Source organism: Pseudomonas sp. GW823-FHT04A03, from assembly GCF_058796615.1.
Genome location: NZ_JBXAIV010000012.1, coordinates 169,075 through 182,999, shown reverse-complemented (window position 1 = coordinate 182,999; position 13,925 = coordinate 169,075). Strand labels below are relative to the sequence as shown.

At 60.1% G+C, this 13,925-nt stretch carries 9 protein-coding genes and 1 rRNA gene; 2 read left to right on the top strand and 8 right to left on the bottom strand.

Features of this window, described 5'->3' with window-relative positions:
- Window positions 1-75: ribosomal RNA gene (gene rrf, locus AC1Q9F_RS24660) — 5S ribosomal RNA — on the top strand; the annotation flags it as partial.
- A gap of 73 nt (window positions 76-148) precedes the next feature.
- On the opposite strand, the gene AC1Q9F_RS24655 is transcribed toward rrf, so the two are convergent.
- From AC1Q9F_RS24655 to AC1Q9F_RS24640, 4 genes are all read right to left on the bottom strand, one after another.
- Window positions 149-1,327 carry a PepSY-associated TM helix domain-containing protein gene (locus AC1Q9F_RS24655; protein ID WP_492621053.1) on the bottom strand — a complete coding sequence of 393 codons (1,179 nt, stop codon included), beginning with the start codon at window positions 1,325-1,327 and terminating at the stop codon, window positions 149-151.
- A 75-nt stretch (window positions 1,328-1,402) separates the two neighbouring features.
- Complete coding sequence (locus AC1Q9F_RS24650; protein WP_492621054.1) at window positions 1,403-3,904, bottom strand: TonB-dependent siderophore receptor; 2,502 nt, start codon at window positions 3,902-3,904, stop codon at window positions 1,403-1,405.
- Window positions 3,905-3,991: 87 nt separating this feature from the next.
- Window positions 3,992-4,993: a FecR domain-containing protein gene (locus AC1Q9F_RS24645; protein ID WP_492621055.1), complete on the bottom strand. Its 1,002-nt coding sequence runs from the start codon at window positions 4,991-4,993 to the stop codon at window positions 3,992-3,994.
- Window positions 4,993-5,490: a sigma-70 family RNA polymerase sigma factor gene (locus AC1Q9F_RS24640; RefSeq protein ID WP_492621056.1), complete on the bottom strand. Its 498-nt coding sequence runs from the start codon at window positions 5,488-5,490 to the stop codon at window positions 4,993-4,995. Before AC1Q9F_RS24640 ends, AC1Q9F_RS24645 begins: the two co-directional genes overlap by 1 nt.
- 311 nt (window positions 5,491-5,801) lie before the next feature.
- Between AC1Q9F_RS24640 and AC1Q9F_RS24635 the strand changes: the two genes are divergently transcribed.
- Window positions 5,802-7,682: a methyl-accepting chemotaxis protein gene (locus AC1Q9F_RS24635; RefSeq protein WP_007960226.1), complete on the top strand. Its 1,881-nt coding sequence runs from the start codon at window positions 5,802-5,804 to the stop codon at window positions 7,680-7,682.
- 59 nt (window positions 7,683-7,741) lie between these two features.
- On the opposite strand, the gene AC1Q9F_RS24630 is transcribed toward AC1Q9F_RS24635, so the two are convergent.
- The 4 genes from AC1Q9F_RS24630 to AC1Q9F_RS24615 are packed head-to-tail and all read right to left on the bottom strand — an operon-like array spanning window position 7,742 to window position 13,335.
- Window positions 7,742-8,209: an SRPBCC family protein gene (locus AC1Q9F_RS24630; RefSeq protein WP_492621057.1), complete on the bottom strand. Its 468-nt coding sequence runs from the start codon at window positions 8,207-8,209 to the stop codon at window positions 7,742-7,744.
- Between the two features lie 23 nt (window positions 8,210-8,232).
- A complete protein-coding gene (locus tag AC1Q9F_RS24625) occupies window positions 8,233-11,622 on the bottom strand; it encodes a non-ribosomal peptide synthetase (protein ID WP_492621058.1) in 3,390 nt (1,129 codons plus the stop codon).
- A 13-nt stretch (window positions 11,623-11,635) separates the two neighbouring features.
- A complete protein-coding gene (locus AC1Q9F_RS24620; protein ID WP_492621059.1) occupies window positions 11,636-12,565 on the bottom strand; it encodes a diiron oxygenase in 930 nt (309 codons plus the stop codon).
- Window positions 12,562-13,335 (bottom strand): DUF3050 domain-containing protein, encoded by a 774-nt coding sequence (locus tag AC1Q9F_RS24615; protein WP_492621060.1) that lies wholly within the window; start codon window positions 13,333-13,335, stop codon window positions 12,562-12,564. Before AC1Q9F_RS24615 ends, AC1Q9F_RS24620 begins: the two co-directional genes overlap by 4 nt.
- Window positions 13,336-13,925 lie beyond the last annotated feature (590 nt).

Here is a 13,925-nt window from a genome sequence, read left to right as displayed (position 1 = left end):
GAACTCAGAAGTGAAACGATGCATCGCCGATGGTAGTGTGGGGTTTCCCCATGTGAGAGTAGGTCATCGTCAAGATTGAATTCCGAAACCCCTGTCTGCAAATGCAGACAGGGGTTTTGTCGTTTCAGTGCCCACAAAAGTCTGATCCTCAAAAAGCTCTACGTGCCTTGCTGCTCCGACGAGCCTGCCATTTGCGCCACCAGATGTAGACGCCAGTCCCTGACAATCCCGCAATCAGAACACCCAATACCGCGATCATCACTTGTCCGGTGAAGCCTATGATCCGTCCCCCATGTATCGGCAACTGCAACCGATAAAACCGCTCTCCCAACGTCCCTTCTCCCGCGATCTCCTGCCCCAGTAATCGTCCGTCAGTACCGTGGAAGAACAACCAGGATTTACCGTGGGCCTCGGTGTCATGCTGTCCAAACCCCGCACCGTAGAAGTTGTACTCAAAGCTGTAATACAACTCGCCGATCGCCGCTGTCAGCCCCAACCGTTTCCCCTCCTGCTGTGCCCTTTCGTATGCCTGTTGATAACTCAATCGGGTGATCCCCAGCTCTTCGGCAGGCATTCGCCCTCGGGCTTCATACACGCTCGGTTCAATCGGAGAAAACCACGACACCGCAGGTTTAAAGACCTGACTCGGCAGGTTCATCGCCACGCTGCTGACGGCTATCGGCAGCAACAACAGCCACAGCCACAAGCCCCCTGCCCTATGCAGATCGAAGTTGAGCCGATAGGCATGACCGCCCTTGATCTTCCAGGCGTTCGACCACTTCTTCCAGAACGGTTTACCCCGCGGCAACGTCAGCCAGAGGGCGATGAAGCAATCGATTACCCAGGCGATGGCCACCAACCCCATCAACAGCAAACCCCAGTTACCGGGCAGTGTCAGGTTGTAGTGAAACTCGAGAATGAACGGCACAAAGTTCTCACGCTGGAAGCAGCATTCGCCCCAATAACGCTGACCTTTCTGCTCACCATTGACCGGGTCGAGGTAGAACACTTCATTGCGTTCTTTAAACGGTTCGCCCGTCGCCGGATCATTTCGCGGAACCGCCGCCAGCAATGCCGTGTGACCGGCCTCATTCGGGTACTCCATGTACCAGACCTGCAACTTCGGATGGGCGGATTGCACCGCATCAACCAGCTCACCTGGCGGCAGACGCTCCCCCTCGGCCGAGGCCGCGTAAAACTCCGGATTCAACCACTCATCCAGCTCATGGTTGAACGCCAGAATGCTTCCGGTGATCCCGGCCAGCAGCAGAAAAACCGCCGTGGCCAACCCGATATACCGGTGCAATAAAACCAGAAACGAACGCATGAAAATTCCCCCACAGATACGACAAAGCCAGCCCCTGAAATCAGGGGCTGGCTTTTTTATGCACAAGACAAAGGCTTAGAACTGGTAACTGACCGTCGCGGCGACGTTGCGCTCTTCGCCCATGTAGCAGAAGTCCAGACTGGCGCAGGAGGCTACGTAGGATTCGTTGGTCAGATTGTTCGCATTCAGGCGTACGTCGACACCCTTCAGACCGACCTTGCCGAGGTCATAGCCAATCGATGCGTCGAACAATGTGTAGGACGGCACCTTCATGGTGTTCTCTGCATCCGCCCAGCTATAGCCGACATAACGCACACCACCGCCCAGTCGCAGCCCGTCGAGTGCCGCGCTGTCGAACTTGTAGTCCGCCCACAGCGATGCCATGTGTCGCGGCGCCTGGGTTGGCGAGTTGCCTTTGTTCTCGATCACATTGGTAGGTGTGCTCAAGGTGCTGGTCATCGACTTCGAGTATTCAATGTCGGTGAAGGTGTAGCTGCCGAGCACTTTCAGGTTGTCAGTCAACTGCATGTGCGCTTCCAGTTCCAGACCCTGAGAGCGGACAGCACCTACAGCGCGATAGAAGTTTTCCTGCGGCAGTTTGGTCGCCAGGTTCTCCTGATCGATGCGGAACAACGAGGCGGTGAACAGGTTGTCAGTACCCGGCGGCTGATACTTCAGGCCCACTTCCCACTGCGTTCCATCGGTCGGAGCGAGAGGATTGCCGGCGCTGTCCGCGTAGGAATTCGGGTTGAACGACTCTGAATAGCTGACGTACGGCGCGAGGCCGTTATCGAACAGATACAGCGCGCCGGCACGACCAGTGAGCTTGGTGCGTCGATCGTTGATCTCGGTGCCGACCGGACGGCCCGCTTCGGCGATGCGGTTTTCGTCGGAGGTTTCCACCCAGTCCTGGCGCAGTCCCAGCGAGAAGCGCCACTTGTCCATCTCGATCAGGTCTTGCAGGTAAACGCCGGTCTGCTCCAGGCGCCGCAGATAGCTGGTCTCGCCGTACGGCGTAATAGCCGAATTGCCATACACCGGGTTGAACGCATTGATCGGCGCCAGGCCGCCACTGGTCCAGTCGACCACGGTTTTGCGCCGCTGGTAATCCGCTCCCATCAGCACTGTATGCTTGGTCGCCCCGGTGAAAAATTCGGCCTGGAGCATGTTGTCGACGATGAACGCGTGCAGACGCTCGTCACCGCCGGTGTAGTAGCGATTCAGTTCGTTGCTGGTCGGCGACGTCCAGCCATAGGCGTACACCTGATCCATGTTCACTTTGGAGTCGAGGTAGCGGAAATTCTGCCGCGCGGTGAAGACGTCATTGAAGCGGTGTTCGAACTGGTAACCGAACGACTGCTGATCACGGGAGTAACCATCAATGCCCGGCTCGCCTTCGAAGAAATGCGGCGAAATGCGATTGCCGTTGCGCTGACGAATCGTGCCGTCAGCCGGCACGCCGCCGTGGTAACCGCCATCCGGGTCATGTTGTAGATACGCTTGTAACGTAAGCGACGTGTCCTCGCTGAAATCGATGCTGACCGTCGGTGCGAGGGCGAAGCGCTTTTCCTTGTTGTGGTCGAATTGCGTGTCGGACTGATCCGTCAAACCGATCAGACGATAGGCGATACGCTTGTCGTCATCGACCGGTCCGCTGAAGTCGAAACCGACACCGCGCTGGCCCTGAGTGCCGACGGTGGCTTGAACCTGATGATAGGCCTCGTACAGCGGCTTCTTGCTGGTCAGCGCCACCAGACCGCCCGGTGAGCTACGGCCGTAGAGCACCGACGAAGGTCCTTTCAGAATATCGACGCGCTCGAGGAAATACGGATCGACCTGCATGGTGCTGTAGGTGCCGCTGTCGCCCATCGACTTGAGGCCGTCGAGGTAGATGTTATCCACCGAACCGTCGTTGAAGCCGCGCATCGCCACATAGTCGTAACGGTGCGTGGCGCCATAAGGGTTGGTCAGCACGCCGGGGGTGTAACGCATGGCCTGGGACACGGTTTGCGATCCCTGGTCATCCATTTGCTCACGGGTCACCACGGACACGCTTTGCGAAGTTTCCAGCAATGCGGTACTGGTTTTGGTGGCGATCTGACTGTGCGTTGCGTTGTAGCCGTCCATGCTGCCCAGCGCGTTGCCGAGGGCGAAGCCTTTGATGTCGGTGGTTGGCAGAGACAGCGCTTCGGTTTCCGCGACCGAGCGCAACACATAACTGCTGCCGTCCTGGCTGATCGCCTCCAGGCCCGATCCGCCGAGCAAGTGGCTCAGCGCCTGATCGGTCAAATACTCGCCCTGCACACCCGGTGACTGACGGCCCTGGGTCTGCTGTGGCGTCATCGACAACGTGATGCCCGCCTGACGCGCGAACTGGTTGAGCGCATCGCCCAGCGGTCCGGCGGCGATGTTGTAGCGGTGGCTGCTGACCTCGCTGGCATTGGCCGCGATGCTCAGGCTCGGCAACACGCCAACGCCCAGGGCGGTAGAAAACAGCGCCGCCCGAACGGCGTGGCGCAACAGGCCCGATTCGGCAGAGAAATTCAGAGGGTTCTTACAGGTAACGCGCGCAGTCATTGTAGGTTTCCGTAGGCAGTCGCGAAGGCTGAGCTGAAGTGCTTACTGACTAAGCCGGACTTGCCGCGAAAACCCGCCAAAATAATTTCAGGCCACAGACTCCAGCGTCACCCACCAACGGGTGCGGTAGCGCAATTGCACCGGCAGGGTCTGCGGCAGGATCGCCAGCAGCTTGTCGGTGTCCTCAAGACGGAACACGCCGGACAGGCGCAAATCCGCGATGCCCGACGCACAGCTCAGAAACCCCTGACGATACCGGCCGACTTCGCTGAGGAAGTCGCCCAGCCGCATGTTGCGGGTCACGATCAGCCCGTCGACCCAGGCGCCGGCGTCCATGTCCAGCGGCGGCGCCGGGCGAACTTGATGGTGATCGATCAGATAGCTCTGACCGGCGATGGCCTCCGTCGAGTTGCCAGCGGTGTGAATCGCGACCCGGCCAGTGGTTACGCTCAGACGCGTGCATCCATCTTCCTGGCGCAGAATGAATCGCGCATTGAACGGCTCGTAACTACCATGACGGCTCTGCACCCGCAGCGGTCGGTCAAACGGCGCACCTTGATCGGCACCGCCGCAGGTGACAATGATTTCGCCACGGGTCAGTTTGATCAGCCGTTGTTGCGCGGTGTAATCGAGATCCACGCTGCTGGCAGTGTTGAGTTCGATGCGCGTGCCGTCCGGCAACTGGAAGCCTCGGCGCTCGCCGGTGGCGGTGGCATAGTCGGCGCTCCACTGTTGCCAGGCGGAAGTGTCGCTGGCCAGCCATCCCGCCGAACCCATCAGCAGCGCGCCGGACAACAGCTTCAACGCCTGACGTCGACCCAGACCCTGCGCACTGTTTTCCAGCGTGTTGAACGCCACCTGCGCGCCGGGCACGGCGCGCAGATTGTGGGTCAGTTCGGCTTGCAGAGACTGCACCCGTTGCCAGGCCAGTTCGTGATCATGGTGTTCCGCGCGCCATTGTTCGCACTGGCGATTCAGGCGCGGGTTGCCATGGTTGTTGCGCAGGCGCAGGAGCCAGTGAATGGCCTGTCGGACCACCTGTTGCGGTGGCTCGGCGCGTCGGCCAAGCGAGAGGTTATCCACCGGCATCAGTTTTCGTACCGCAGCACGTAGCAGTGATACAGCGCATCGGAGACGTAGCGTTCCACCGAGCGCAAGGACAGGCCCATTTGCTCGGCGATCTGCTTGTGGGTCAAACCTTCGCACTGCGCCAGCAGAAACGCCTGACGCACTTTCGGCTTCAAGCCTTCAAGCATGCGGGCAATGCCTTCGAGCAGTTCGATCACCAAGGCGCGGGATTCGGTACTCGGGGTTTCGGCTTCAGGCAAATGGGCGATGGTTTCCAGATAGGCGCGTTCAATTTCTTCACGGCGCCAATGATCGATCACCAGCCCTCGGGCAACTGTGCGCAAGAATGCGCGAGGTGCCTTGAGTTCCAGACGCTCGGTGCGTTGCAGCAGGCGAACGAAAGTGTCCTGGGCCAGGTCCGCCGCATCGGCGGCATTGAGCCGCGCGCGCAACCAGCCGTTGAGCCAGCCGTGATGACTACTGTAAAGCGCCTGTACTGCAAACTCAGGTGAGGACATGAAAGCGACAGCCCGAACGTCACAAATGATAATTAGTCGCATTGTCATCAAGGGTTACAGAATTTGCAACCGGCGCTGCAAAACAGTCATCAAAAAATGACAGGCGAACGCTCTGGCACGCCGTTCGGCGGGAATCTGGCAGAAATGCCGTCCATTTCCTGCAAAGCCCTAAGTTTTCTCCGAAGCGTGCCGACAGACTGGTGAGACATGCGTGCACCAAAGTAGAGCAGCCATCAGAACGCTGCCTGCGCTGTAAATGGAATGTTGCATCCGGAACGCATCCCCACTTTTGGCATAAGAAGTCCCATGAAATGAATCTCAAGTTCAGCCATAAAATCCTGTTGGCCGCCTCGGGCGTCGTGGTCCTGGCGTTCGCGCTGTTCACTTTGTACAACGACTATCTGCAGCGAAACACCATTCGCCAGAACCTTCAGTCCTCCGTCCAGCAGGCCGGCGACCTGACCGCCAGCAGTGTGCAGAACTGGATGAGCGGGCGGATTCTGGTACTGGAAAATCTCGCACAGAACGTCGCCCATCAAGGCAAGAACGCCGACTTCCCGGGCCTGGTCGATCAACCGGCCTTCACCTCGAACTTCCAGTTCACCTACGTCGGTCAGGCCAACGGTGTGTTCACCCAGCGCCCGGACGCGAAGATGCCGGACGGCTACGATCCGCGTCAGCGTCCTTGGTACAAGCAGGCCGTGGCCGCTGACCAGACCATGCTGACCCCGCCATACATGGCCGCCGTTGGCGGTCTGGTGGTGACCATCGCCATGCCGGTGAAAAAGAACGGCGAGCTGCTCGGTGTGGTGGGCGGTGACCTGAGCCTGGAAACCCTGGTGAAGATCATCAACTCGGTGGACTTCGGTGGCCTGGGCCACGCGTTCCTGGTCAGCGGGGACGGTCAGGTGATCGTCAGCCCGGACAAAGACCAGGTGATGAAGAACCTCAAGGACATCTACCCGAACGCCGATGTGCGCATCCAGAAGGGCAACCAGAACGTGGTGCTCAATGGCCAGGAACGCATCCTCTCGTTCACCCCGGTCGCGGGTCTGCCGAATGCCGAGTGGTATATCGGTCTGTCGATCGATCGCGACAAGGCCTACGCCGCACTCAGCCAGTTCCGTACCTCGGCACTGATCGCAATGTTCGTCGCCGTCGGCGCGATTGCGGTGTTCCTGAGCCTGTTGATCACCGTGCTGATGCGTCCTCTGATCACCATGGGCCGTGCGATGCAGGACATCGCTCAGGGTGAAGGTGACCTGACCCGTCGTCTGGTAGTGGAAAGCAAAGACGAGTTCGGCGAGCTGGGCAGTTCGTTCAACCAGTTCGTGGAGCGGATTCACGCGTCCATTTCCGAAGTGTCTTCCGCGACTCGCCACGTACACGACCTGTCGCAACGGGTGATGGCATCGTCCAACGCCTCGATCATCGGCTCCGACGAGCAAAGCGCACGCACCAACAGCGTCGCTGCCGCGATCAATCAACTGGGTGCCGCCACCCAGGAAATCGCCCGCAACGCGGCCGATGCTTCGCAACACGCCAGCGGCGCGAGCGAGCAGGCCGATGACGGTCGTCAGGTGGTCGAGCAGACGATTCAGGCCATGACCGAGCTGTCGCAGAAAATCAGCCTGTCGTGCACCCAGATCGAAACCCTGAATGCGAGCACCGACAACATCGGCCACATTCTTGACGTGATCAAAGGCATCTCCCAGCAGACCAACCTGCTGGCGCTCAACGCGGCCATCGAAGCGGCCCGTGCCGGTGAAGCCGGACGCGGTTTTGCGGTGGTGGCGGACGAGGTGCGTAACCTTGCTCACCGTACCCAGGAATCGGCGGAAGAAATCCACAAGATGATCACCTCGCTGCAGGTCGGTTCCCGTGAAGCGGTGACCACCATGAACGCCAGTCAGGCGTCCAGCGAAGAGAGCGTTGAAGTGGCGAACCAGGCCGGTCTGCGTCTGGTCAGCGTGACCCAGCGCATCGGTGAAATCGACGGCATGAACCAGTCGGTGGCAGCCGCTACTGAAGAGCAGACCGCCGTGGTGGAAACCCTCAACGTCGACGTCAACCAGATCAACCTGCTGAACCAGCAGAGCGTGGCCAACCTCAATGAAACGTTGAAGGATTGCGATGCGTTGTCGCAGCAGGCCAACCGTTTGAAACAACTGGTCGACAGCTTCAAGATCTGATCGCTTGCGGTCAAAAAACAGCCCGCTGCGGAGTGATCCGCAGCGGGCTTTTTCATGCCTTACACAAACAGCTTCTGCACATTGCCCATCGCATCATCGGCAAACCCCTGGACGAAATCCTTGAAACCCGGCAGTGCCTCGGGGCCGCCTGAGGCGGGTTCGGCAATGATCGTCCAGGTCGCCCGCGATTTGCCCGCGCCCAGCGATTCCACATTCATCGCCGCCCACAGATTGGCCACGCCCAGGGTGTTGTAGATCGTGGTCCAGGTCATGCTCAGCGCCTGGTCGTCCCGGGAGTTGAGTTGCTCGACCACCAGGTTGCCATCCTTGAAGAACTTCTTGCGCAGCGACGACACGCCTTCGCCGGTCATTTCGATGTGCGACAGGGCCGGAATGAAACGGTCGAAACCGTCGAACTTGCCGACCACTGCCCACACCTGTTTGGCGTCCACCGGCACTTCCACCGAAGACACGACGTGGCAGCCGTGAGGGTTTTTGATCAGGGTGTCGGGTTGAAGGTTGCTCATGGTATTGCTCCTTGGTTGATGAGTCAGATGAAGTTGATTTCTTTCAGGTAGTCGCAGCCGCGACGCAGCAGCGCCGGGGATTTTTCCGGGTAGTGCGCGCCCATCTGCTGCACGCCGGCCTGGGCGTTGGCGTGGCCGATCAGGGAGATGTCGCCGATGTCTTCCTCGAAGCCGTTGAGGTAGAAACCGAGTACGCCGAACAGCGCGTTGTCGGCATCGACCCGGCCCAGTTGCTGTTGCCAGTCGGCGACGCTGACCAGCGAAAACTCGCTGCCGGTTTCGCGGAACGACGCGACGTAGGCATCCCAGCTCAGGGGCTCCGGGTTGTGCAGGTTGAACACCGCCCGTTCGGCCGAATAACGGCTGGCGTGGAAGGCGATGAAACGGGCGAGGAAATCCACCGGCATCAGGTCGAAATTCAGCGCGAAGGCCGGCACCTGACCGAGCTGGATCGAGCCCTTGAGCATCAGCATCAAACGGTTCTTGTGCGGCTGGCAGACACCGCTGAGGCTGTTGAAGCTGATGTTGCCGGGCCGATAAAGATTGACCCGCACCCCACGCTCCCGGGCCCGTTCGAGGATGCGTTCGCCGACCCATTTCGACAGGTTGTAGCCATTGCGGATGTAGATCGGCGGCGTCGGTGCGGCGGGCAGTTCCAGCACCCGGCCTGCGTCGTCGACGGTGCTGGAGGCCGACAGCGTCGATACGAAATTGAACACCTTCTTGCTGCGCCCTTCGCACAGCCGCAGCAGTTCGAAAATCGGCTCGACGTTGTCCGCCGCCAACGACTCGTAATCGAGCACGTGATTGACGTTGGCGGCGTTGTGCACCAGCGCACCGAACTCGCGATCCAGTCGCTCGAAATCTTCGTCAGCCAGACCCAGTTGGGGCCGGGTGATGTCCGCCGAATAGACCCGCACCCGACTCAGGTCCAGATGCTCCAGCCGGTTCTCTCGCAACGACTGGGCAAATCGCTGCGCCGCCGTTTGCCCGCCGCCGTCGCGCACCAGACATGCCACCTCGCTGGCACCCCACCCCAGCAGCGCCTCGACGATGTGCACGCCGACAAAACTGTTGGCGCCGGTGACGATCACCTTGTGCACATCGCCCATGCGGCTGATTGGCAACGGTTCGATTGCCAGCGTTCGCTCGGCGTCGGCCATCGCCTGGGCGCTGAGCACCGCGCTGTCATCGGTGCCGCGCACCAGGGTGGCGAGCTTGGTGATGGTCGGCAGTTCAATGAAGCGGTTGATCGAAATACTGCGACCGAACTCCTCCCGCAGACGCAGGAGCATGCGTGACAGCAGAATCGAATGACCGCCGAGATTGAAGAAGCTTTCGTCGGTGGAAATATCGCTGGTTGGCAGCTCCAGCAACTCGCCCCAGATTTCCAGTAGCAGCGCTTCGTCGGCGTTGGCTGGCAGGCATTTCGGGCCGCTGTCCTGCACGCTGACTGGCAGTTCCAGCAAGGCTTTTCGATCGACTTTGCCATTGGCGGCGAACGGCATGTTCGGCAATTCCGTCCACGCCACCGGTTGCATGTAGTCGGGTAAAAACTGCTGCGCGTGAGCTTTCAACGACTCGCGCGCGGCATCCGATTGCGGCTGGGCAAGAAACGCCAGAATCCGTCGCTGACTGTCGATCACCACCGCGATCTGCCGATACAGCTGACTCTCGCGCAGGCAGCGCTCGATCTCTTCCGGCTCGACCCGGAAGCCGCGGATCTTCACCTGATTGTCGCGGCGTCCGCACAGTTCGATACCGTCCTCGCCCCACTTGGCCATGTCGCCGCTACGGTAGGCGCGCAGACGCTGGCCGTCCGGCAACTCCAGATCCAGATAGCGCTCGGCCGTCTGCTGTGGATTGTTCAGGTAACCCAGGCATACGCCGGGACCGACGATGAATAGCTCGCCCACGGTTTGCTCCGGCACCGGTTGCAGGTCGTCATCGAGGATCAGCACCTGACTGTTGGCAATCGGCCCGCCGAGGGTGCGATTGCTGTCGCCCGGTTGCAGTTGTCGAGCGGTGATCAGCACCGTGGCTTCGGTGGGGCCGTAGAGGTTGTGCAGCTTGCCCTGGCGGGTCAGTTGCTCGATCACGAACGGCTCGCAGACGTCGCCGCCGGTCATGATCTGCCCGACGCTTTGCAATTGCTCCAGCGGCAGGATGCTCAACAGCGCCGGCGGCAGGAACGCGTGGGTCAGTTGCCGACGGCGAATCAGCGCCACCAGTTGCAGCGGATCACGGCGCTGGTTGTCGTCGGGCACCACCAGTTCTGCGCCTTCGAGCAAGGTCGGAAAGATGTCGATCAGCGACGAGTCGAAACTCAGCGACGAGAACTGCAACACCCGGCTCTCTGCGCGCAACTGCACATAGTCGGCGTACCACGCGGTGAAGTGCGCGAGGTTCGCCTGACTCAGCAGCACACCCTTCGGATGCCCGGTAGTGCCCGAGGTGTAGAGCGCCATGCACGGCGCATCGAGCTCAGGCCGACGACGCATCAACGGCAACGACAGATCGGCGTCATTGTTGTCGATGCGACAGACATCCAGCCCCGGCATCGAACCGCTCAGCGGATGTTCGCCGTCGTGCAGCAACAACACTGCTCCGGCGTTTTCCAGAATGTACTGCTGGCGCTGAAGCGGATGGCTCGGTTCCAGCGGCAGATACACCGCGCCGCTGCCGAGAATGGCCAAAATCGAAGCAAACAACGCATCGCATTTCGGCAGGCAAATCCCGACCACCCACGGTTGCGGTTGTGTCTCCAGCAGTGCCAGCAAGCGCTGCTGGATCGCCCGGCTGTGATCATGCAACTGACGATAGTTGATCGACCGCTCGGCAAGGTGCAGCGCCGGGCGCTCCGCGTGCTCGATCAGACTCTGTTGCAGCCGCTCGATCACCGGGATCTGCGCCTGTTGCAGCAACGCCGAATTGGCCGTGGCATTGAAGCGATGGACATAAGCCAGGCTGTCGAGAAACCGCAGGTTTTGCACCTGCTCGAAGTCCGGCGCACGGGCCGTCGTCGCATGCTGGAAATACTCGGCATCGCGGGAAAAACGGCTGACCAGCAGCGCCACTTCGTCCACCACCTGCGCCAGTGTTCGCTGGCGCAACGCCTGACCGTTGCCGGACGGTTCGTCGGCGATGGGCACGCGGCTCAGCAGCGTCGAGTTGCAGAGGCACAGCAGATCGAGCACGGGCAGACCGCCGTAGCCCGCTGCACCGATACCCAGACGTAAAGTCAGGTGCGGTGTCACGCCGTGATCCTGCCGCGCAAGGCTGCCGTCATCGATCACCAGATCCACCGACGGAGCCGTCCCTGTCAGCAATGAATGACCGTGTTGTTCGAGCTCCTGCGCCAGGTCGGTCAAGGCCTGGCTGCGGCCCCTCAGCAAAATGTCGAGACGTCTCATGTCAGCCTCCTTGTCAAACCAGATAGTCGCGCAGGGCGTGCTGCACGCACGGTGTGTCGAGCAGCGAGCTGTTGTGGAAAAACCGCACGATGTTGCCCACCAGCGGGTGGTGGCGATTGATCGGGAAGGCTAGCCCGGCCATCTCGTCTTTCAGGGCGCGGCGGGTAGCGTCGTTGACCGGCAGGGCGTCGATCAGGCGCAGGTCGAAGGACTTCTGGATGTCATTGGTCAGGTAATGGCCGATGAACACCGGCAGGATTTGCGCGATGCATTCGCGATCCGCGTCACTCGCGGTGTGCCAGTAGATGCGCACCATCCGCGCCCAGAAACTCGAGTGCCGGCCCTCGTCGAGCAAGTGGTCGGCCATCAGGCCCTTGATCGACGGCTTGACCGTGTCGTCCCGGGCGAACGCTGCGACATCGCCGGTCACGGTGTTCTCGGCGATGGCCACGCAGATCAGTTCCACGGCGCTGCGCAGGTGTTGCGGAGCCAGTTCGACGGCGGCCGGAATCGCCCGGCTCAGTTCGATTTCATTCGGCAGCTCGATCGGCTCGATACCGGTCATGGCCACGGTCTGCTGCATGAAATCCATCGCCACCAGCGCGTGGTAATCCTCGTCCACGACCACGGTCATGGCGTCGTAGCGACAGGCGAACGGGAAGGGCACGGCGAAGCGATTCTTGGCGATGCTGCGAGCGGTCTTGTCGACGATCTCGGTTTCGAAAATCACCACGTCATTGATGAATTTGTACAGCGTCTGCACCAGGGCGAAATCACGCTGTTCCGGGCATTCGCGCAGGAAGGTTTCGCTGAGCACCAACGGCTGGCGGCTGAGCGGATAGATCAGCCGCGTGTCGTCCTCCAGCACACGGCGCGGCCGGGTGCGAATGGTCGCGCGGCTTTCCCAGGCATCGGCGAAAGACTGGTAGTCGGCGGCGTTCATTGGGCCACCTCCGCCAGCGGTTCGCGCATGCTCAGGCGCAGGCCGTCCCACAGGGCGATGCGGCTTTCCACGGCGGCGATGGCGCTGGCGTAGACCTCGGCTTCGCGCTGCGGATCGCCGTCCACCAGTCGGTCCAGCAGTTGTTCTGCGGCGGGGCCGTGGTCTTCGGAGTCGACCTCGATGTGTCGCTCGAGGTAGTAACGGAAGGTCGGCGCCTGTTCGACGCCGATGTCCCAGGCATCGAGCATGCGCTGGAACATGGTCGGAATCACGCTCTCGCGACCGTGCAGGAATGCGGCGGCCACGCTGTGCCCCGGCGCATGCAGCGCAGTGTGCAAGGTGTCACGGACGAACCGCGCAGCGGCCGGATCGACCTCGACGCTTTGCAGGGCGACGTCGTAACTCACGCCCTCCTGCTGCAGCGTCACAAAGCGCTCCACCGCTGTCGTGTCCGCACCGACTTCGCGCATCGCATCGAGGTACAGTTCGAAGTGACTGTAATGCCCGTGTGACAACCGATCGTCAGATTCTTCCCCGAGCACGATTTCGTTGATCAGTCTGGCTGCGTGCGGATCCCGTGGCGGCAACCACGGCAGACGCGTGCAAGTCAGTTCCTGCTGCAGGCGCTTGGTCAGCGACATGAAGTCCCAGACAGCAAATACATGGGACTCCATGAACCGGCGCAATGTCGCCAAAGAATCGATTTCGGAGAATATCGGATGAACGCTGAGTTCGGCTTTCTTTAGTGTAAGTTGCTCTTTAGTTGGCATGGTTGCGAGACTCTGGCTAATAGGGAAGTAGGGATTGCTCAATCAATCGCTAATAACGTTGAACAAGTTTCTCCAAGCGAACGACAGCCTCATTCGGTTTCGATGAAAGCAGGCAATGTCTGAAGGCCCGAAACTACAGCGGACGGTCAAGCCGTCGCAATCGAGGCCGTACTGCAAGGTTGTGCCGGGTTTGTCATTTCGGATCCAAACTCGGCGAAGAAAAACTAATACATCGCAAAACAACTTAACAAGTTTATTTTTAATTATTTTTAGTTGGCTGTTTTTGAAGTATGAGTGGGTCTAATAAAACTTATAAGTTAAGTTTTATTTGGGCGTAGTTGCTCCTTTCGGCGTTTAATGGCCAAAATTGAACGACAAGAGTGAATGCCTCACTCGAAGCAACTTTCCAATTGAGTAATTGAATGAATATGAGGGGATGAAGTCGGGCTGTAACGGCGCCGTTTCTTCCTGTTCCCGTGACAAGGCTCCTTCCGTAGGTTCCTGGTGCGGGGACTGCTGCCGGGGCGGCGCGTCCCCGTTCTATATTGGGTTGGCGGTCCAAGGGTGCGCGTAAATCGGCGCCGCGGCTA